This is a genomic window from Bradyrhizobium sp. Ec3.3 (assembly GCF_000472925.1).
Classification (GTDB): domain Bacteria; phylum Pseudomonadota; class Alphaproteobacteria; order Rhizobiales; family Xanthobacteraceae; genus Bradyrhizobium.
The window spans coordinates 38,950-59,311 of sequence record NZ_AXAS01000016.1; the positions used below are offsets into that span (position 1 = coordinate 38,950).

Genomic DNA, 20,362 nt, shown 5'->3' on the forward strand with positions numbered 1-20,362 from the left:
ATCGTGCTGAAGATTCTGCTCCTTGCCGGCGCGGTTGCGCTGGCGCTGAAACTGTACGGAATGTGGTGACGATCATGGGACAGACTTTGCCGAAGCCCGCGCTGCGGCCGTTCCTGCCGGCCGATGTCCCGGTCGTTGCCGCGATCTTCGCATCCGCGATCGAGGAGCTGACCGGCGACGACTACAGCGAGGCGCAGCAGGAAGCCTGGATGGCGGCTGCGGAGGAGGACGAGTTCGGCCGCCGGCTCGCCTCCGACCTGACGCTGGTCGCAACGCTCGATGGATCGCCGGTCGGCTTTGCCTCGCTGCGGGGCAACGATCACATCAGTATGCTCTATGTGCATCCGGCGGTGAGCGGCCAGGGCATCGCGACCCTGCTGGTCGATGCGCTGGAGAAGCTTTCCGGCGGCCGCGGCGCCACGAGCCTGACGGTCGATGCCAGCGACACCGCGCAGGGCTTCTTCGCCAAGCGCGGCTATACCGCCCAGCAGCGTAACAGCGTGACGATCAACGACGAATGGCTCGCCAACACCACCATGAAGAAGACGCTCGGAGCGCCGCAATGAGCAAGGAGCGCCTCTATCTGTTCGATACCACGCTGCGTGATGGCGCGCAGACCAACGGTGTCGATTTCACGCTTGCCGACAAGCAGGTCATCGCGCAGATGCTGGACGAGCTCGGCATCGACTATGTCGAGGGCGGCTATCCCGGCGCCAATCCGCAAGATACGGAATTCTTCGCCGAGAAGCCGAAGTTCGCGCAGGCGCGCTTCACCGCCTTCGGCATGACGCGGAGGGCGGGGCGATCGGTGTCGAACGACCCCGGCGTCGCCGCGCTGCTGGAAGCGAAGGCGGACGCGATCTGCTTCGTCGCAAAATCCTCCGCCTATCAGGTGCGCGTCGCGCTCGAGACGACGAAAGAAGAAAACCTCGCCTCGATCCGCGACAGCGTCAGCGCCGCCAAGAAGGCCGGTCGCGAGGTGATGCTCGATTGCGAGCATTTCTTCGACGGCTACAAGGAGGATGCGGATTTCGCGCTCGCCTGCGCGAAGGCAGCCTATGAGGCCGGCGCGCGCTGGGTGGTGCTGTGTGACACCAATGGCGGCACCATGCCGCACGAGGTCGAAAGCATCGTCACCGAGGTGATCAAGCACATCCCCGGCGATCACGTCGGCATCCATGCCCATAACGATACCGAGCAGGCGGTGGCGAACTCGCTCGCAGCCGTGCGCGCCGGCGCGCGCCAGATCCAGGGCACGCTCAACGGGCTTGGCGAGCGCTGCGGCAACGCCAATCTCTGCTCGCTGATCCCGACCTTGAGGTTGAAGCAGGAATTTTCCGACGTCTTCGAGATCGGTGTGACGGGCGAAAAGCTCGCAAGCCTCGTCAAGGTCTCGCGCACGCTCGACGACATGCTCAATCGCGCACCGAACAGGCACGCGCCTTATGTCGGCGAGAGCGCCTTCGTCACCAAGACCGGCATTCACGCCTCCGCCGTGCTGAAGGATCCGCAGACCTATGAGCATGTGGCGCCGGAGGCCGTCGGCAATCATCGCAAGGTGCTGGTCTCCGACCAGGCCGGGCGCTCCAACGTCATCGCCGAGCTCGATCGCGCCGGGATTGCCTACGAGAAAAGCGATCCGAAACTGACGCGGCTGGTCGAGGAGCTGAAGGAGCGCGAGGCGCAGGGCTACGCCTATGAATCCGCCAACGCCTCGTTCGAGCTGCTGGCGCGCCGCACGCTCGGCAAGGTGCCGCACTATTTCGAGGTCGAGCAGTTCGACGTCAATGTCGAGCAGCGCTACAACGCGCTTGGTGAGCGCGTCACCGTTGCGCTCGCCGTGGTGAAAGTCGACGTCGCCGGCGAGCGCCTGATCTCGGCGGCGGAAGGCAACGGCCCCGTCAACGCGCTCGACGTCGCGCTGCGCAAGGACCTCGGCAAGTACCAGAAATACATCGAAGGGTTGAGGCTGATCGACTACCGCGTGCGTATCCTCAACGGCGGCACCGGCGCGGTCACGCGCGTTCTGATCGAGAGCGAGGACGAGAACGGCGACAGCTGGACCACGGTCGGCGTGTCGCCCAACATCATCGACGCCTCGTTCCAGGCGCTGATGGATTCGGTGATCTACAAGCTCGTGAAGTCAGGCGCGCCGGCGTAAGACCCGCGACGGCCGTCATACCCCGCGAAAGCGGGGTATCCAGTACGCCGCGGCTTCTCAGTAGCTCTCGGGCGTCTCGGAATACTGGATCGCCCGGTCGAGCCGGGCGATGACAGCGGAGGTGAGGAGGGGACGAAGACATGATCGACCACATCTCCGTCGGCGTCAGCGATCTCGATCGCTCCGCAAGATTCTATGAGGCGACACTTGGCGCCCTCGGGCTCACGCGCCTGATGAGCCGGCCGGGGACGGTCGGTTTCGGCAAGGCCTATCCGGAATTCTGGATCAATTTGCGCGCCGGCATGCCGCCCGTAGCACGGGAGAGTGGCGTCCACATCTGCCTGCGGGCGAAGTCGACTGTCGAAATCGATGCGTTTCACACCGCAGCGCTTGCGGCGGGCGGCGCTTCCGACGGTGCGCCGGGCCTCCGCCCGCATGACCGCGTGCGCTATTACGCGGCCTTCGTTACCGATCCCGACGGCAATCGCATCGAGGCGGTGACGTTTCCGAGCGAATAAGATTATCGTTTGAGCATGATCTTTTCGGAAAACCGCTTCACACTTTTCCGGATCATGCTCTACAGCTTCCGCGCAACTTCCGGCGCGAGGTTCTTCTCCGCCTCGGCCACCTGCGCGGCAGCCGCCTTCAGTTTCGGCAGGATATCCTCGACCTTGTCGGCCATGAGGATGTCGACGTTGAAACCGGCGCGGATGAATTCCGTCTGGCGCATGTGCGACAAGAGCGAGAACAGTGGCTCCCAGAAATTGTCGATATTGGCGAGCAGCACGGGCTTGGCGTGACGGCCGAGCTGCTTCCAGGTGAGTTGCTCGACCAACTCCTCCAGCGTGCCGATGCCGCCGGGCAGCGCCACGAAGGCGTCGGAGCGTTCAAACATCAGCCGCTTGCGCTCGTGCATGTCGGGCGTGACGACCATCTCCTGCACGCGGGTCAGCGCATTCTCGCGCATCCGCAGGAAGTCAGGGATGATGCCGGTGACGGTGCCGCCGTGGTCGAGCACGGAGGTTGCGACTGCGCCCATCATGCCGAGCGCGCCGCCGCCATAGACGAGGCGGACGTTGCTCTCCGCGAGCGCCTTGCCGAGCGCCTTGGCGCCTTCGATGAAACGGGGATTGGTTCCTGGGCCGGAGCCGCAATAGACACAGACGGTTTTTAGAGTGCTCATTGAACCCATGATGCATTGCAGCGAAAGGGCGTCAAGTCCAATCGGTGATTCGCAAGCCCCCGGGACTCTACCGGTAAATCACGACAAACAATCGAGAATAGCCGTCTGGTGGGGTGCGCGGCTGGCCCGAAGCCTCTATATGAGGGCGAAATCGGTTAATCGCAAACGGGCTCGCATCCGGCGGGTCTTCCAAGGTTGTCTATGGCTCACCCTCATTCGTCCCCTGCCGGCGGCGACGTCCCTGATGCCGCGCGCAGCTCCGCGGAGCGGGCGACCCTGGCTGGAACGCTGGCGCATCTGTGGCCCTATATCTGGCCGAGCGACCGCATCGACCTGAAGATGCGCGTGGTCTGGTCGATGGTGCTGCTGCTCATCGCCAAGCTCATCACGCTATCGGTGCCCTTCACCTTCAAATGGGCGACCGATGCGCTGACCGGCGCGAACACGGCGCCGGTGGAAGCCTCCAACTGGCACCTCTGGGTGATCGCTTCGCCGCTGGTCCTCACCGCAAGCTACGGCGCGACGCGTATCTTGATGGCGGTGCTGACGCAGTGGCGCGACGGCATCTTCGCCCGCGTCGCCATGCACGCGGTGCGTAAGCTCGCCACCATCACCTTCATCCACATGCACGAATTGTCGCTGCGCTTTCACCTCGAGCGCAAGACCGGCGGCTTGACGCGCGTACTCGAGCGCGGCCGCGAGGGCATCGAGGTCATCGTGCGCATGGTGATCCTGCAGCTCATCCCGACCATCGTCGAGGTGTCGCTCTTGATGGCCGTGCTGTTCTGGCAGTTCGACTGGCGCTACGTGGTCGCGACCCTGATCACCGTCGTGATCTACATGTACTACACCTACATCGCCACCGAATGGCGGATCGGCATCCGCCGCAAGATGAACGATTCCGACACCGAGGCGAACACCAAGGCGATCGACTCGCTGCTCAACTACGAGACCGTGAAATATTTCGGCGCCGAGGCGCGCGAGGCGCAGCGCTATGACCGTTCGGTCGAGCGCTACGAGGAGGCGAGCGTCAAGACCTACACCTCGCTCGCGGTGCTCAACACCGGCCAGGCCGTGATCTTCACCATGGGACTTACGGCAACCATGCTGATGTGCGCGATCGGCGTACGAAGCGGGCGCAACACGGTCGGCGATTTCGTGCTGGTCAACGCCATGATGATCCAGCTCTACCAGCCCCTGAACTTCATGGGCATGGTCTATCGCGAGATCAAGCAGGCGATCATCGACATCGAGAAGATGTTCAACGTGCTGTCGCGGGAGGCCGAGATCAAGGACGCCCCGGACGCCAAGCCGCTGGTGGTGTCCGCAGGCGCCGTGCGCTTCGAGGACGTGCGTTTTGCCTATGAGACGGCGCGGCCGATCCTCAAAGGCATCAGCTTCGAGGTGCCGGCCGGCAAGACGGTTGCGATCGTGGGGCCGTCTGGCGCCGGCAAGTCGACGATCTCGCGGCTCCTGTTCCGCCTCTACGACGTCTCCGGCGGCAAGATCCTGATCGACGGCCAGGACATCCGCGATGTCACCCAGGGCTCGCTGCGCGCCTCCATCGGCATGGTGCCGCAGGACACCGTGCTGTTCAACGACACCATCCGCTACAACATCCGCTACGGCCGGTGGGATGCGAGCGATGCGGACGTGGAGCAGGCGGCGCGGCTCGCGCAGATCGACAATTTCATCCGTATGGCGCCGAAGGGCTATGAGACCCAGGTCGGCGAGCGCGGCCTGAAGCTTTCCGGCGGCGAGAAGCAGCGCGTGGCGATCGCGCGCACCGTGCTGAAGGCACCGCCGATCCTGGTGCTGGACGAGGCGACCTCGGCGCTCGACAGCCACACCGAGCACGAGATCCAGGGCGCGCTCGACCGCGTCTCGAAAAATCGCACCTCGCTGGTGATCGCGCACCGGCTTTCGACCATTGTCGGTGCCGACGAGATCATCGTGCTCGACCAGGGCCGCATCGCGGAGCGGGGGACGCATGCCAGCCTGCTGGCGTTCGGCGGGCTCTATGCCAGCATGTGGAACAGGCAGCGCGAGGCGGAGGCCGCACGCGAAAAGCTCGCCAAGATCGCCGAGTCCAGCGAGGCACCGAACCGCGAGCCGCCGCCGGTCGATGACGTCCTCACGACGCCGGCGGCCGCCGAGTGACCTTGTCTATGGTCCCAACTCTGGCCTAAACCTCTCCCGCGCGCGAGGTGACCGCGCGCCAGCAACCCCAGGCGGCAGATAGCGATGTCCATTCTCGATTCGATCCAACGGCAGATCCCGCCGATCCACAAGGAAGGCTATCCCTTCATCGGCATCTTCGCGCTGGTGAGCCTCCTCCTGTTCTGGCTCTGGTCGCCCCTGGGGTGGATCGGCACCGTGCTCACGGTGTGGTGTGCGCTGTTCTTCCGCGACCCCGTCAGGGTGACGCCGGTGCGAGAGGGGCTCGTGGTATCGCCGGCCGATGGGCGGGTCTCGATGATCACGATGGCGCTGCCGCCGGCCGAGCTCGGGCTCGGCGACCGGCCGCTGCCGCGGGTCTCGATCTTCATGAGCGTGTTCAACTGCCACGTGAATCGTGCCCCGATCGCAGGCCGCATCGACCGCATCGCCTACCGGCCCGGCCTGTTCATCAATGCCGAGCTCGACAAGGCGAGCGAGGACAATGAGCGCAACTCGCTGGTGATCTCCTCGGCGCAAGGGCGGATCGGCGTCGTCCAGATCGCCGGCCTCATCGCCAAGCGCATCGTGTGCTTCGTCAAGGAGGGCCAGTCGATCGGCGCCGGCGAGCGGTTCGGTCTGATCCGCTTTGGCTCGCGACTCGACGTCTATCTGCCGCTCGGCACCCGGGCGCTGGTCTCGGAAGGCCAGACCGCGATCGCCGGCGAGACGGTTTTGGCCGATATTGTCGCTGACGACACCGGCCGGTCCTACCGCGCCAATTAACTATTACAGCGGCGAAAGGTCCCGCGGGCGCATTGGCGGGAGGCGGGGCGGCTTGCTATATCCCGGGGAAGCGAGGTCAAAGCCATGACGCCCTACGACTTCAAGAATCCCGACGTGCGCCGCCGGCGGTTCCGCCCGATTCCGGTGCGGATGCTGGTGCCCAACGTCATTACACTGCTGGCGATCTGCGCCGGATTGACCTCGATCCGGCTGTCGATCGAAGGGCGGATGACGCTTGCGGTCTATGCGATCGTGTTCGCCGCGGCCCTCGACGGCATCGACGGCCGCATCGCGCGGATGATCAAGGGCCAGTCGAAATTCGGCGCCGAGCTCGACAGCCTCGCCGACTTCGTCAATTTCGGCGTGGCGCCCGGCCTGATGCTGTATTTCTGGGAGCTTCACGAGCTGCGCAACGCAGGCTGGATCGCGGCCATGGTGTTCGCGATCTCCGGCGGCTTGCGGCTCGCGCGCTTCAACGCCACCATGGACGATCCCAACAAGCCGCCGTTTGCCTCGAATTACTTCACCGGCATTCCGGCGCCTGCCGGTGCGATCACGGTGCTGCTGCCGATCTATGCGGCGTTCCTGGATCTTGGGCGCTGGCCCGCGCCGGTGACGGCCGGCTACACGCTGCTGATCGCCTTCCTGATGGTGTCGCGGCTGCCCGTGTTCTCCGGCAAGACGGTGCGCATGCGCGTGCCGCCGGAGCTGGTGCTGCCGTTGTTCGTCGGCGTGATCTTCTTCATCGCGCTCCTGATCAGCTATCCCTGGTACATCCTGCTGGCTGGCTCGGTGCTCTATCTCCTGGCCCTGCCATTGGGCTGGAGGTCGTATCAGAAGCAGGCGCGTGCGTACGCCGCTGCGTCACCGGGACCGGTTGGCGTCACGCCGCCGGGTGCCGCGCCGACGCTGTCGCCGAACCTGCCGGAACCCCCGCACGACGACCGGCCCGAGCGGCTGCATTAGACGGCGCTCGCGGATATCTGCCATGAAGGCGCGCGCGTTGGGTTGACTCCCGATCTCGGCTATATCGCCTTGGGTCCGCGGCGCATGCGAAACAGCCGTGGCCAACAGGGGAGAGAACGCCGTGACGACATCCGCAACCGGGCCGCTGCCTGCATCCGTCCTCGAAGCGCTCGGCCGCTACGACACGCCGACGATCTGCAACGCCATGGAGATCGTGGCCCCCGAGCGGCGGCTGATCGGCTTCACCACCAAGCCGCTGGTCTGCCCGTTCCCTGATCTGCCGCCGATCGTCGGCTACGCGCGTACGGTGACGATCCGCTCGGTGCTGAAATCCTCGCTTCCCGCGGAAGAGCAGGCCAAGCGCCGCATCGACTATTACGAATATGTCGGCACCGGCCACGGGCCGCGCATCGCCGTGATCCAGGACATCGACGGCGCGGACGTCGGCTACGGCGCGTTCTGGGGCGAGGTGCAAAGTAACGTGCACAAGGCGCTCGGCTGCCTCGGCGTCGTCACCGATGGCTCGATCCGTGATATCCCGCAATGGGCGCCGGGCTTCCAGGCGCTCGCCGGCTCGATCGGCCCGTCACATGCCTGGGTGCATGCGGAAAGTTTTGGCGGCGAGGTGCGGGTCGCCGGCATGACCGTGAAGTCGGATGATCTCATCCACGCCGACCAGCACGGCGCGATCGTGATCCCGCTCGACGTCGCCGCCAAGCTCCCCGAAGCCGCGGAGCTGTGCGGCCGCCGCGAGACTCCGATCCTGGAGATCGCGCGCAGCCCCGACTTCTCGCTGGAGAAGCTGAAGGCCGCGCTGAAGCGCTCGGCGGAGATTCACTGATAGCCTCGGCCGATCGCCTTCACGTTCGCCGCAATATCGTTCGGAAGTAGCGCGGGCGGAGCGAGTTACGCGCAACTCCTCCGGTCGCGACAGGCGTCAGGCTTGCGGCGACCTCCACGATGTCGGCGACCCCACGAAAAATCATATCGACCGCGACATAGACAATCACGAGCAGGCCAACATAGGCGATCCAGCGTTGATGCTGCAGCAGCCTTGCGATGAGTGAGGCGGCTGCACCCATCATCGCAATGGAGAGGGTCAGCCCGAAGATCAGAATCACAGGCTGCTCGCGCGCTGCGCCGGCAACAGCCAGAACGTTGTCGAGCGACATTGAGACGTCCGCGACGACTATCTGCGATATGGCCTGGAAAAGTGTCTTTCCCGGCTCGCGTTTTGTGTCGACCTCGGTGGTGTTGGCGTCTTCATCGCTCGACGACGTGCGCAGCTCGCGCCACATTTTCCAGCACACCCACAACAGCAGGATGCCGCCTGCCAGGAGAAGGCCGACGATCTGCATGATCTGTGTGGTCAATACCGCAAACAGAATGCGAAGCACGGTCGCGGCCAGGACGCCGATCAGAATGGCTTTGCCTCGTTGGGTATCTGACAGGCCGGCCGCAGCAAGGCCGATGACGATGGCGTTATCTCCGGCGAGTACAAGATCGATGACAACGACCTGAAGGAGTGCGGTGAGGGCATCGATGTTGAGGAGTTCGGACATGGGCCACCCGCCTGACTCCAGTCCGACATCGCAGCCCGTAGGCTGCCAGAGGGGCCCGGCCTGGTAACGATCGACTAGGGTCGTGAGACCGAACGCAGCTCGGCCTGTTCCTCAAGGAACAGGGCGGCTTGATCCGGCTCGCCGAATACTGCAGCGGCGCAACCGATCAGAGTGAGTGCGCCGGCGAAATCCCATAAGGTTATATCCGCCGCATTCTCCGGAATGTGCATCAGATGCGCAACGATGCCGGTGACGGCGGCTTCCGCGAGGAGCAGGACGCTGAACGCGGGGAGAACGAGTTCCGGCTCAACCGTGCGCAGCGTTAGGATAGCGGGGGCGATGGTGAGGAGGCCGAACAGCGCCAACGTTCCGAACGGCTCCAGCGAGGGAGCGTGTCGCGTGAACCAATCTGGACTGGAGGCAGACATCCTGTCCCTTTCAACGTCCACATGAGGATCAACGGTCGCATCGCAGCCACGCTGTCAGGATAACAAAACGAGGCCCTGCCGGGGAGAGTTCGCGCCGCTCGCGAGGCGTGGCGCAGCGCCGCACACAGAGGCGTGCGCCTGCGCGCGCTAAGCCTTAACTTGACGGGTTTTGCCCCAGGCCAGCCGACTATGGTTAGCAAAGTCTTGCGATCGGAATGGCCTTGCGGCAATTCGCCCGCGCGATGAGCCCGGCGATGTGGCCGGATCGAGGCAGGCCGCACTTAACCTTTACGCGTCTTTAATGGCAGCTCTTTAGGGTTCCTCCAACGCGGTTCGGGGTTGGGCTGCGCCGCCGGCCATGACGGCCGGTGTGTGGCGTGCGGGTTGGAGTCTCCCATGGATATCATGACGGGCGTTGGGCTTGCGGCGGGTTTCGCTGTCATCGCCGTCATGATGATCATGGGTGGCGATCTCCACATGTTCATCTCCGAACATGCGATGATCATCATCTTCGGCGGCTCGATCTCCGCGACCATGATCCGCTTTCCGCTCAGCGCGCTGGTGCACGGCCTCCCGCTCGGCGCCAAGTTCGCCTTCACCATGAGCCGGCTGTCGGCGCACGATCTCGTCGACGAGCTCGCCCGCATCGCCGAGATCGCCCGCAAGCAGGGTCCGGTGGGTCTGGAAAAGGTCGAGACCGACGAGCCGTTCCTCGCCAAGGGCATCCGCTACGTCGCCGACGGCTACGACCTCGACTTCATCCGCGACAATCTCGAGCGCGATCGTGACAATTTCCTCATGCATCTGGACGAGGGCAGCAAGATCTATCGCGCCATCGGCGACTGCGCCCCGGCCTTCGGCATGATCGGCACCCTGATCGGCATGGTGCAGATGTTCGCCAACATGACCGACCCCTCCAAGCTCGGCCCGTTCATGGCGACCGCGCTGCTGGCCACGCTCTACGGGGCGCTGGTTGCGAACCTGTTCTGTCTGCCGATCGCCGACAAGCTGCACGGCAAGCTGCTCGACGAGGAGACTAACCGCACGCTGATCATCGACGGCATCCTGATGATCCGCGACTCCAAGAGCCCGACCCTGGTGCGCGAAATGCTGCTGGCTTACCTGCCGGAGAAGCATCGCCATGCTGAGGGCGAGCCGGTGCCGGCCTGATCAGCCACGCCGGGTTTAGGACATGGCCAAGAAGAAGCGCGGCGATGCACATGGAGGCGGTCACGGCTGGTTCGTGACTTTCGCCGACCTGATGGGCCTGATGATGAGCTTCTTCGTGATGCTCGTCGCGTTCTCCACGCAAGACGCCAACAAGCTCAAGATCGTCGCAGGCTCCATGCGCGACGCCTTCGGCATCCAGAGCGAGGCGCGCTATGCCGGCATCATCGAATCCGACGGCCTGCCCACGCGTCCCAAGCTGAAGAACGTCGATCACATCCAGCCCGAGGACGCCTCCAACACGCCGACCCCGGATCAGCAGGATCGCGACCGCACTTCGGGCGCGAAGATCAAGGTCGATCGCGACTTCGCGCTTGCCGCGGCCTCGCTCCGCCAGGCGCTTCAGGACCTGCCCGAACTCACCGAGATGTCCAAGCACATCATGTTCGAGGAGACCAAGCAGGGTCTCAATCTCGAGATCGTCGACCAGGACGGCCGCTCGATGTTTGCCGACGGCTCGAAGGTGCCTTATGACCGCACCCGACGCCTGATCGAGAAGCTGGCGGTCCCGCTCAAGGCGACGCCGCTGCGCGTCTCCATCGTCGGCCATACCGCCGCGGGCTTCGTGCCGAGCCGCAGCGACTACGGCGCCTTCGACCTCTCGGCCGACCGTGCCAATGCGGTGCGCCAGATCCTCGAGCGTGAGGGGCTGCCGCCCTCGCACATCTTCGCCGTGTCCGGCAAGGCGGACAGCCAGCCGCTGTTTCCCGACGATCCCTCGCTGGCCGCCAATCGCCGCGTGACCATCACCCTGATGCGCGAAGATCCGCCGCTGCCGCCGAACCTGAAGCCCTAAATTCCTTGCGTTACCATTTTACCTGAGGCATGTCGTCGCGCGGCGATGACCGTGGCTGCTCCGTCAGAGCATCCGCGCCGGCGCCTGCTATGCTGGGGCGATTGACAGGCGCGCAGGAAGCGTCAAAAGGCGCCGGATCAATTTCAGGGAAGAAGCGTTTTCCACCCCTATGACGGCGAGCATCACCACGACCGAAGGCCAGGAGACCACGGCCCATGCGGGCTTTTGGGCCCTGACGCTCGGAAGCATCGGCGTCGTCTTCGGCGATATCGGCACCTCGCCGCTCTACGCATTTCACGAGGCGGTCAGGGGCGCGGCCCATGGCGAGCCGGTCTCGCGGGTCATCGTGCTCGGCGTGCTCTCGCTGATCCTGTGGGCGCTGCTGATCGTCGTTACCGCCAAATATGTCCTGCTGCTGCTGCGCGCCGACAACAACGGGGAGGGCGGGACGCTTTCGCTGATGGCGCTCGGCCAGCGTGCGCTCGGGCGTCGAAGCTGGTTCCTGCTCGCGCTCGGCGTCGTCGGCGCCTCCATGTTCATCGGCGATTCCATGATTACGCCGGCGATCTCGGTACTGTCGGCGGTCGACGGTCTGAAGCTCGCGACGCCGGCTTTCGAGCACTATGTCGTGCCGCTCACCGTCTTCATCCTCGTGGTGCTGTTCGCAGTCCAGAGCAAGGGCACCGCGCTGGTTGCCTCCGCCTTCGGGCCGGTCATGGTGGTCTGGTTCACCTGCCTCGCGGTGATGGGCCTCGTTCACATCGCCGACGATCCGTCGGTGCTGGCGGCGATCAATCCCTATTACGCGCTGCAATTCCTGCTGACGCACGGCACGATCGGGCTTGTGACCCTCGGCGCGGTATTTCTCGCGGTCACCGGTGGCGAGGCGCTCTATGCCGATCTCGGCCATTTCGGCCGCAAGCCGATCCAGTCGGCCTGGCTGTTCTTCGTGCTGCCCGCGTTGCTGATCAACTATTTCGGACAGGGTGCACTGGTGCTGTCCGATCCCAGCGCGATCGAACATTCCTTCTATCGCATGGTGCCCGAGCATCTGGTGCTGCCGCTGGTCGGACTTGCGACCGCGGCGACCGTGATCGCGAGCCAGGCCGTGATCACCGGCGCCTATTCGCTGGTCTATCAGGCAGTACAGCTTGGCCTCTTGCCGCGCTTCGCGGTCCGCTACACCTCCGAGTCTCACGCCGGCCAGATCTATCTGCCGCGCGTGAACCGGCTGCTGCTGATCGGTGTGATGCTGCTGGTGCTGCTGTTCCGCACCCCCGGCGGGCTCGCCTCGGCTTATGGCATCGCGGTGTCCACCACCATGGTCGCCGACGGCATCATGGGCTTCGTCGTGATCTGGAAGCTGTGGAACTGGCGCGCCGCGACCGCAGCGGCAGTGATCCTGCCCTTCGTCGTCGTCGACATGACCTTCTTTGGCGCCAATCTGCTCAAGCTGCTCGAAGGCGCCTGGGTGCCGCTGTTGTTCGGCGCCTGCATGGCCGCGACGATCTGGACCTGGCGGCGGGGCACGGGAATTCTGCTCCAGAAGACCCGCCGCATCGAGGTGCCGCTGGACGATTTGATCCGGAGCCTGGAGAAGCGGCCGCCGCACATCGTCAAGGGCACTGCGGTGTTCCTCACCAGCGATCCCGCCTTCGTGCCGACCGCGCTCTTGCACAATCTCAAGCACAACAAGGTGCTGCACGAGCACAACGTGATCCTGACGATCGAGACCGCGCACACGCCGCGGGTCGATCTTTCGGAGCGGTTCCGGATGGAGAAGATCAGCGACAAGTTCTCCAAGGTGCGGCTGCGCTTCGGCTTCATGGAACAGCCGAACGTGCCCAAGGCGCTGGCGATTGCGCGCAAGCAGGGCTGGCAGTTCGACATCATGTCGACGTCGTTCTTCGTGTCGCGCCGCTCGCTGAAGGCCTCGGCACAGTCGGGCATGCCGCTGTGGCAGGATCACATGTTCATCGCGCTCAGCCGGTCCGCCAACGATGCCACCGATTACTTCCAGATTCCGACCGGACGGGTGGTTGAAGTCGGCACCCAAGTCACTATTTGACGAAATTGGCGGACTTATGCGATTTTTGCATGGCAAGGGCCCGAAATCGCGCTAGGCTATGCCGGTAGCGCAGGACTATAAGCCGCGCGCTCTCTGCCGCCATTGTGCAGTGAAGCATTTTTAGAGGCCAACAGTCTCTCCCATGACCAGTGAAGTCGCAGTTCCCGCCCCGGAAACGGTGGCGGCCAATGGGCATGGCGATGCCCACACCACCGCCGGCTTCGGCGCGCTGACGCTTGGCAGCATCGGCGTCGTCTACGGCGATATCGGCACCAGCCCGCTTTACGCGTTCCGCGAGGCGGTCACGGCGGCGTCGGGCGCGGAGGGCGTGCCCACGACGGTCGCTGTGCTGGGGGTGGTCTCGCTGATCCTGTGGGCGCTCGTCATCGTGGTGACGCTGAAATACGTCGTGATCCTGCTCCGCGCCGACAACAACGGCGAGGGCGGCACGCTCGCCTTGATGGCGCTGGCCCAGCGCGCGGTCGGCACGGGCGGGGCGACCATCGTCCTGCTCGGCATCATTTCCGGTGCGCTGTTCTACGGCGATGCCGTGATCACGCCGGCCGTCTCCGTGCTGTCAGCCATCGAAGGCATGAAGGACGTCACGCTGACGTTCGAGCCTTACATCGTCCCGTTGACCGTGGTGATCCTGGTCTGCCTGTTCGCCGTGCAATCGCGCGGCACGGCCCGCGTCGCGGCATTCTTCGGTCCGGTGATGTGCGTCTGGTTCGCGGTGATCGCGGTGGCGGCGATCGGTCCGATTCTCCGGCAGCCGCAGGTGCTGTTCGCGCTGAACCCGCTCTATGCGGTGTCCTTCATGCTCCACCACGGCATCATCGGGTTCGTCACGCTGGGTGCGGTGTTCCTGGCGGTCACCGGCGCCGAGGCGCTCTATGCCGACCTCGGCCATTTCGGCAAGCGGCCGATCCAGACCGCCTGGCTGTTCATCGTGCTGCCGTCGCTGGCGCTGAACTATCTGGGGCAGGGAGCTCTCGTCCTGGACGACCCCGGCGCGATCGTGAGCCCGTTCTTCCAGTTGTTTCCGCAAGGCTGGCTCCGCGGCAGCATGGTCGTGCTCGCCACTTTGGCCACCGTGATCGCCAGCCAGGCCGTCATCACCGGCGCCTATTCGCTGACGCGCCAGGCGATCCAGCTCGGGCTGCTGCCGCGATTTGAAATTCGCCATACCTCCGAGGCCCATTCCGGCCAGATCTTCATCCCGCGCATCAACCAGCTGCTGCTGGTTGCCGTGATCCTGATGGTGCTCTTGTTCCGTTCTTCCAGCGCTCTGGCGTCGGCTTACGGCATCGCCGTCACCGGCACGATGGTGGTCACGGGCATGATGGGCTTTGTCGTGATCTGGAAGGCCTGGAGGTGGTCGCCGCTTGCTGCTGCGGCTCTGATCGCTCCGTTCCTCTGCCTCGACTTGACCTTCCTGGCGGCGAACCTGCTCAAGGTGTTCGAGGGCGGCTGGGTGCCGCTGGCGCTCGGCGCGCTCATGATCCTCCTGATGTACACGTGGCGACGCGGCAGCCGGCTCTTGTTCGAAAAGTCGCGCAAGCTCGAGTTCCCGCTCGCCGACCTCGTGGCGATGCTGGAGAAGCGGCCGCCGCAGCGGGTGCCCGGAACGGCCGTGTTCCTCACCTCCGACCCGCTGAGCGCGCCGACCGCGCTCATGCATAGTCTGAAGCACTACAAAGTGCTGCATGAGAAGAATGTCATTCTCACCATCGAGACCGCAACGACCCCGCGCATCGATCCGTCCGAGCGCGTCAAGCTGGAGCAGGTCAGCCCGACCTTCTCCAAGGTGACGCTGAAGTTCGGCTTCATGGAATCGCCCAACGTGCCCAAGGCGCTGGCGATCGCCCGCAAGCTCGGCTGGCAGTTCGACATCATGTCGACCTCGTTCTTCCTGTCGCGCCGGGCGCTGAAGCCCGCCGCCCATTCGGGCATGCCGCGCTGGCAGGACCGCCTGTTCATCTCGCTCAGCCGCTCGGCGAACGATGCCACCGACTATTTCCAGATCCCGAGCGGGCGGGTGGTCGAGGTCGGAACGCAGGTGACGATCTAAAGCTCCGCTTCAATGCCATGCGATTTAGCTTTAAGTTCCGGGATATCGCTCAAGCCTTTGTAGCGCTTGATTTTCGCGTGCCGAGAGGCGAGGTTGCCGCCGGCCGGGGCAGCCCGGCCTAACGCGGCCGTTCTGGAGGATGAAGTGGCAAACCAGGTGCAAGATCTGACCCCGGACGAGGTCGCCAAGGGTGTGAGCGAGGGGCGCTATCTGCTCGTCGACGTCCGTGAGCCCAACGAGGTTGCCGCGGAGGCCTATCCCTATGGCGTCGTCGTGCCGCTCTCGACCTTCGACCCCAAGGCGATCCCCGATCCGCAAGGAAAGGACGTCGTGTTCGCCTGCCGCTCCGGCAAGCGCTCGGTGACGGCCTCGCTCGCCGCGCAGGCGGCGGGGCTTGCCTACGACAAGCATCTTGCGGGCGGCATGCTCGGCTGGAAGTCGGCGGGCCTCCCCACCAAGGTCGGTGGCTGATCTAAGCCGATGTCGTCCAAGAGCTCCTCCCTGAACAAGGTCTTCGCCGACCTTCCCGTCACCATCTTCGAGGCGATGTCGCAGGCCGCGCGCGACAATGCCGCCATCAATCTCGGTCAGGGCTTTCCCGACGATCCCGGCCCCGAGGACATCCGCCGCGCCGCGGCCGATGCCTCGGTGCATGGCTACAACCAGTACCCGTCGATGATGGGCATCCCCGAGCTGCGCCAGGCGATCGCGACCCATTACGGGCACTGGCACGGGTTGAAGCTCGATCCGATGAGCGAGGTCATGGTGACCTCCGGCGGCACCGAGGCCCTGACCTCGGCGATCCTCGCGGTGGTGCAGCCCGGCGACGAGGTCGTCTGCTTCCAGCCGGTCTATGATTCCTATTTGCCGATCATCCGCCAGGCCGGCGGCATTCCGCGCCTGGTGCGGCTCCAGCCGCCGCACTGGCGGCTGGACGAGGACATGCTGAAAAGCGTGTTCAATTCAAAGACCAAGGCGGTCCTGTTCAACAACCCCTTGAATCCATCCGCCGTCGTCTTTCCGCGCGAGGACCTCGAACTGTTGGCGCGCTATTGCCAGGAGTTCGACGTCATCGCGATCTGCGACGAGGTCTGGGAGCACGTCACCTTCGACGAGCACAAGCACATCCCGCTGATCACCATCCCCGGCATGCGCGAGCGCACCATCAAGGTCGGCTCGGCCGGCAAGATCTTCTCGCTGACCGGCTGGAAGATCGGCTTCGTCTGCGCCGCGCCGCCCTTGCTGAGGGTGGCCGCCAAGGTGCACCAGTTCCTGACTTTCACTACCGCGCCGAACCTGCAGGCCGCCGTCGCCTATGGCCTCGGCAAGCCGGACGAGTATTTCGTCTCGATGCGCAAGGATCTGGCGAGGAGCCGGGATCGTCTGACCAAGGGCCTGGAGAGCCTCGGCTTCCCCGTGCTGAAATCGCAAGGCACCTACTTCCTCACCGTGGACCTGTCGCCGCTCGGGCTCAACGAGAGCGATACCGAGTTCTGCTGGCGCATCGTGAAAGATTACAAAGTTGCGGCGATCCCGGTGTCGGCGTTCTACGAGCAGGACCCCGTGACCTCCGTGGTGCGCTTCTGCTTTGCCAAGAAGGACGAGACGCTCGACACCGCGCTGGAGCGGCTGTCGGACGCGGTGCGCGGGCGCAAGAGGTAGATCTGAGATGACGAACGTCAGCCGCTCCTGGCGTTGCCGTGGTTTCGCAATCGCCGCAGCGCTGACGTTGCTCTCCGCTCCCGCAGGGGCCGAGCAGCGCGTCGTCAACTTCTACAACTGGTCCAACTACATGGCGCCGGATGTCCTTGACAACTTTACCAAGGAGACCGGCATCAAGGTGGTCTACGACACCTTCGACGCCAACGAGACGCTGGAAACGCGCCTGATGGCCGGCAAATCCGGCTACGACGTCGTGGTGCCCACCGCCTATTTCCTCCAGCGGCAGATCAAGGCGAACATCTTCCAGAAGCTCGACAAGTCGAAGCTGCCCAATCTCGCCAACGCTTGGCCGATGGTGAACCAGCACCTTGCGACCTACGATCCCGGCAACGTCTTTGCCGCGAACTACATGTGGGGCACGACCGGCATCGGCTACAATGTCGCTAAGGTGAAGCAGATACTCGGGCCCGACGCGAAGATCGACAGCTGGGACATCGTCTTCAAGCCGGAGAACCTCGCCAAGTTCAAAGATTGCGGCGTCCACATGCTCGACTCTGCCGACGACATCTTTCCGGCGGCGCTGAACTATCTCGGGCTCGATCCGAACTCGACCAAGCAGGCGGACCTGGAGAAGGCCGCCGACGTCGTCGCCAAGGTTCGCCCGTCCGTGCGCAAGTTTCATTCGTCCGAATATCTCAGCGCGCTCGCGACCGGCGAGATCTGCTTCGTGGTCGGCTGGTCCGGCGACATCATGCAGGCCCGCGCCCGCGCGGCTGAAGCCAAGAACGGCATCGAGATCGGCTATGCGATTCCCAAAGAGGGCGCGCAGATGTTCTTCGACAATCTCGCGATCCCCGCGGATGCCAAGAACGTCGCGGAAGCCTACGAGCTGATCAACTATCTCTACCGCCCGGACGTCGCCGCGAAGAACTCCGACTTCCTGTCCTACGCCAGCGGCAACCTCGCTGCCCAAAAGCTGGTCGACCCGAAGATCCTGGGCGACAAGAACATCTATCCGGACGAGGCGACGCTCGCAAAACTCTTCGTCATCACCGCCCGCGATCCCGCCACCCAGCGGATCATCAACCGGCTCTGGACCAAGTTGAAGACGGGGCGGTAGAGCGGCGGCAAGCAAAATCCCGCAAAACAACCCCATGCAAAGTAGAACCGCCACCTCCGGGTTTACCGGGGTGGCGGTGCCTAAGTCGCGATGATGCCTGGCTTAATCGCCCCGCAGGCGCTCAGAACCCGACGCGCAAACCCGCGCGGCCGCTGACCACGTTGGAGTTGTCCGACAGCGCGAGATATTCGGCGGCGGCGAACAGGCTGACGTTGCGGCTGCGCCATTCCAGTCCCAGCCCGCCGAAGCCGCCCCAGACATTGGCTTGACCCGGCGTGGCGAAGGGAATGGCCTGGCCGAGCAGGGCGGCGTTGACGGTGGAGCTGCCGATGCGCTGCGTGCCCAGCACGCCGCCGGTGAGGCTGGTGGAGAGCTGGTTCATCGGGCCGAACGCCGCGCTGCGCGTCAGCTTCACCTCGCTGCGTTCCTCCAGCGTGCTTGCGGTCTGCTCGCCCACCGTCAGCGGCGCGGTGGTGCCGGTTTCGGTGTAGCCGTCGAAGGCGCCGTAGAGATAGCGCACGCGCGCGCTCGGCGTCAGCGTGTAGGTGGCATCCGCGAGCTGGCCGAGCGCAAAGCGATGACCGAAGGTCAGCTCGGGGCTGACGTACCAGCCGTTGAACGAGGCGACGGCGGTCTCCAGGCCGCCTGCGACGAGGTTGTTGTTGATGGTGCGTGTCGTGGTGTTGCGCGAGCCGCCGCCCTGGATCGCACCGTGCAGGAAGGATGCGCCGATGTCGTAGCGCGCATAGGCGCCGCCGAACAGCATGTCGGAATCCGCGCCGCCCTGGTTGAGATCGATGCTGGTGCGGGTCTTGCCGCCGCCGAGGAAGAGGCCGGTGCGCAGGTCGGGGCGCGCCGCGAAATCGGCGCCGATCATGCCGCCATAGAACAGATTGGCCGTGCGCAGCAGGACGCCGTCCTGCTGCTGGATGCGCTGGCCGGCAAAGCCGCGGGCCCATACCGTCGTGCCGTCTGCATAGGTCGATGTCGGTGCCTTGAACACCATGGCCTCGCTCGCATAGGCGGACGCAAGCGAGGGGATCGCGGCAAAGACATCGTCGAAACGCGAGGGCGCATCAGGCCCCGCGAAGGCGAGCGGCGCGCTGCTGCCGGACGTGCCACCGGAAAACACCGGCACGGCATCCGACACGCCGCGGGTGAAATCGGTGAGCGAGCGCCAGTTCGCCGCGAAGGAGGTGGGGTCGATGGCGACGGCCTGGTTGCCCGAGACAGCGAACGGCGTGGTGCCGGTCACGGTCGCACCGGTGAGCGTATCGAAAGTCAGGTTGTGGTTGCCGCCGCGGAAGTTGACGGTATCGCCGCTGCCGAGTGAGATGCTGTCGCCGCCCTCGCCAAGTTTGATAGCACTGCCTCCGCCGCCGAGATTGATCGCGCCGATGATGCGCGAGCCCGGCAGAAGCGTCAGAGTGTTTGCAGTGCCCCCAAACTGCAACGCAATGATTCCAGAAATGGTGCCGGAGTTCGTCACGGAAGCGTTGCCGAGGAAGGCGGCGATGCCGTAGGTGCCGCCCGAGATAGTGCCGGAGTTCGTCACGTTCGCGGTGATGGTTTCGATGCCGAAGAAGCTCCCTGAGATGGTGCCGGAATTTGTCACATTGGCGGCGTTGAAGGCGAGGACGCCGTAGCTACCCCCCGAGATGATGCCGGAGTTCGTCACTTTCGCTGTATTGGCGCTGATGCCGGCGCCGCCGCGTCCCGAGATGGTGCCGGAGTTCGTCACATTTGCGGTGTTGGCCTGATGCTGTTGAAGACCCCCGAGATAGTGCCGGAGTTCGTCACATTCGCAGTGTTGGCGCTGATGCCGTCAAAGCCCCCGGAGATGGTGCCAGTGTTCGTCACATTGGCGATGGTGGTGGCGACGATGCCGGTGCCGCCCGCCGAGATGGTGCCGGAATTCGCCACGTTGGCGGTGTTGGCGAAGACGCCAGATTTGCCCCCAGTGACCGTGCCGCTCGCGGTATTGGTCAACGTCAAGGTCGCCGTATCGATGATGCCGGCCATTGACGCAGAATTCGTGCAGGTCTGGTTGGTGCCGGTGGTGACGCAGGGTGTCTGCGCCTGCGCTTTCGCAAGCGGACACACCAGCAGCGCCAACGCGGCCGCTGCCCACCAGACTTCACTCACCTTCATTCCCATGTCTCGCATTCTCAAATT

The 20,362-nt window shown here is 64.5% G+C and carries 19 protein-coding genes; 14 read left to right on the plus strand and 5 right to left on the minus strand.

From position 1 onward, the window contains the following. The first annotated feature begins 74 nt into the window (after window positions 1-74). The 3 genes from YUU_RS0117985 (at window position 75) to YUU_RS0117995 (ending at window position 2,679) form a co-directional block, all read left to right on the plus strand. On the plus strand, window positions 75-566 hold the full coding sequence (locus YUU_RS0117985; protein WP_027523648.1) for a GNAT family N-acetyltransferase: 492 nt from the start codon (window positions 75-77) through the stop codon (window positions 564-566). Continuing rightward, window positions 563-2,161, plus strand: a complete 1,599-nt coding sequence (cimA, locus tag YUU_RS0117990) for a citramalate synthase (protein WP_027523649.1) — start codon at window positions 563-565, stop codon at window positions 2,159-2,161. The genes YUU_RS0117985 and cimA overlap by 4 nt, the downstream gene beginning before the upstream one ends. A gap of 140 nt (window positions 2,162-2,301) precedes the next feature. Continuing rightward, window positions 2,302-2,679 carry a VOC family protein gene (locus YUU_RS0117995; protein WP_027523650.1) on the plus strand — a complete coding sequence of 126 codons (378 nt, stop codon included), beginning with the start codon at window positions 2,302-2,304 and terminating at the stop codon, window positions 2,677-2,679. A gap of 59 nt (window positions 2,680-2,738) precedes the next feature. On the opposite strand, the gene YUU_RS0118000 is transcribed toward YUU_RS0117995, so the two are convergent. After that, window positions 2,739-3,344 (minus strand): TIGR00730 family Rossman fold protein, encoded by a 606-nt coding sequence (locus YUU_RS0118000; protein ID WP_027523651.1) that lies wholly within the window; start codon window positions 3,342-3,344, stop codon window positions 2,739-2,741. 201 nt (window positions 3,345-3,545) lie between these two features. On the opposite strand from YUU_RS0118000, the gene YUU_RS0118005 reads away from it, so the two are divergent. The 4 genes from YUU_RS0118005 to YUU_RS0118020 all read left to right on the plus strand — a co-directional run bounded on the left by YUU_RS0118005 (window position 3,546) and on the right by YUU_RS0118020 (window position 8,094). Beyond that, the gene (locus YUU_RS0118005; RefSeq protein ID WP_027523652.1) at window positions 3,546-5,504 is read left to right on the plus strand and encodes an ABC transporter ATP-binding protein/permease; all 1,959 of its coding nucleotides are present in this window, start codon (window positions 3,546-3,548) and stop codon (window positions 5,502-5,504) included. 78 nt (window positions 5,505-5,582) lie between these two features. Then, window positions 5,583-6,287, plus strand: coding sequence for a phosphatidylserine decarboxylase (locus YUU_RS0118010; RefSeq protein ID WP_256375280.1), 705 nt, complete (start codon window positions 5,583-5,585; stop codon window positions 6,285-6,287). 84 nt (window positions 6,288-6,371) lie between these two features. Further along, window positions 6,372-7,253, plus strand: a complete 882-nt coding sequence (locus tag YUU_RS0118015; RefSeq protein ID WP_027523654.1) for a phosphatidylcholine/phosphatidylserine synthase — start codon at window positions 6,372-6,374, stop codon at window positions 7,251-7,253. Between the two features lie 121 nt (window positions 7,254-7,374). Then, window positions 7,375-8,094 carry an RraA family protein gene (locus tag YUU_RS0118020; protein WP_027523655.1) on the plus strand — a complete coding sequence of 240 codons (720 nt, stop codon included), beginning with the start codon at window positions 7,375-7,377 and terminating at the stop codon, window positions 8,092-8,094. A 19-nt stretch (window positions 8,095-8,113) separates the two neighbouring features. On the opposite strand, the gene YUU_RS51065 is transcribed toward YUU_RS0118020, so the two are convergent. Together YUU_RS51065 and YUU_RS0118030 are read right to left on the minus strand one after the other, a co-directional pair. Next, window positions 8,114-8,815: a TerC family protein gene (locus YUU_RS51065; RefSeq protein ID WP_084801474.1), complete on the minus strand. Its 702-nt coding sequence runs from the start codon at window positions 8,813-8,815 to the stop codon at window positions 8,114-8,116. 74 nt (window positions 8,816-8,889) lie between these two features. Continuing rightward, entirely contained in the window at window positions 8,890-9,180 is a 291-nt protein-coding gene (locus tag YUU_RS0118030; RefSeq protein WP_027523656.1) for a hypothetical protein, read from the minus strand. Between the two features lie 459 nt (window positions 9,181-9,639). Between YUU_RS0118030 and YUU_RS0118035 the strand changes: the two genes are divergently transcribed. From YUU_RS0118035 to YUU_RS0118065, 7 genes are all read left to right on the plus strand, one after another. Further along, window positions 9,640-10,413, plus strand: coding sequence for a motility protein A (locus YUU_RS0118035; RefSeq protein WP_027523657.1), 774 nt, complete (start codon window positions 9,640-9,642; stop codon window positions 10,411-10,413). A gap of 22 nt (window positions 10,414-10,435) precedes the next feature. Beyond that, the gene (locus YUU_RS0118040; RefSeq protein ID WP_027523658.1) at window positions 10,436-11,266 is read left to right on the plus strand and encodes a flagellar motor protein MotB; all 831 of its coding nucleotides are present in this window, start codon (window positions 10,436-10,438) and stop codon (window positions 11,264-11,266) included. Window positions 11,267-11,435: 169 nt separating this feature from the next. Beyond that, on the plus strand, window positions 11,436-13,334 hold the full coding sequence (locus tag YUU_RS0118045; RefSeq protein ID WP_027523659.1) for a potassium transporter Kup: 1,899 nt from the start codon (window positions 11,436-11,438) through the stop codon (window positions 13,332-13,334). A gap of 142 nt (window positions 13,335-13,476) precedes the next feature. Further along, window positions 13,477-15,405 (plus strand): potassium transporter Kup, encoded by a 1,929-nt coding sequence (locus tag YUU_RS0118050; RefSeq protein ID WP_027523660.1) that lies wholly within the window; start codon window positions 13,477-13,479, stop codon window positions 15,403-15,405. Between the two features lie 144 nt (window positions 15,406-15,549). Then, complete coding sequence (locus YUU_RS0118055) at window positions 15,550-15,876, plus strand: rhodanese-like domain-containing protein (RefSeq protein ID WP_027523661.1); 327 nt, start codon at window positions 15,550-15,552, stop codon at window positions 15,874-15,876. Between the two features lie 9 nt (window positions 15,877-15,885). Continuing rightward, window positions 15,886-17,067: an aminotransferase gene (locus tag YUU_RS0118060; protein ID WP_035662661.1), complete on the plus strand. Its 1,182-nt coding sequence runs from the start codon at window positions 15,886-15,888 to the stop codon at window positions 17,065-17,067. A 7-nt stretch (window positions 17,068-17,074) separates the two neighbouring features. Further along, complete coding sequence (locus YUU_RS0118065) at window positions 17,075-18,187, plus strand: polyamine ABC transporter substrate-binding protein (protein WP_027523663.1); 1,113 nt, start codon at window positions 17,075-17,077, stop codon at window positions 18,185-18,187. A gap of 121 nt (window positions 18,188-18,308) precedes the next feature. Here the strand turns inward: YUU_RS0118065 and YUU_RS0118070 are convergent, their stop codons facing one another. Together YUU_RS0118070 and YUU_RS0118075 are read right to left on the minus strand one after the other, a co-directional pair. Then, a complete protein-coding gene (locus YUU_RS0118070) occupies window positions 18,309-19,928 on the minus strand; it encodes an autotransporter outer membrane beta-barrel domain-containing protein (RefSeq protein ID WP_027523664.1) in 1,620 nt (539 codons plus the stop codon). Then, on the minus strand, window positions 19,925-20,338 hold the full coding sequence (locus YUU_RS0118075; RefSeq protein ID WP_027523665.1) for a hypothetical protein: 414 nt from the start codon (window positions 20,336-20,338) through the stop codon (window positions 19,925-19,927). The genes YUU_RS0118070 and YUU_RS0118075 overlap by 4 nt, the downstream gene beginning before the upstream one ends. Between the last annotated feature and the right edge of the window lie 24 nt (window positions 20,339-20,362).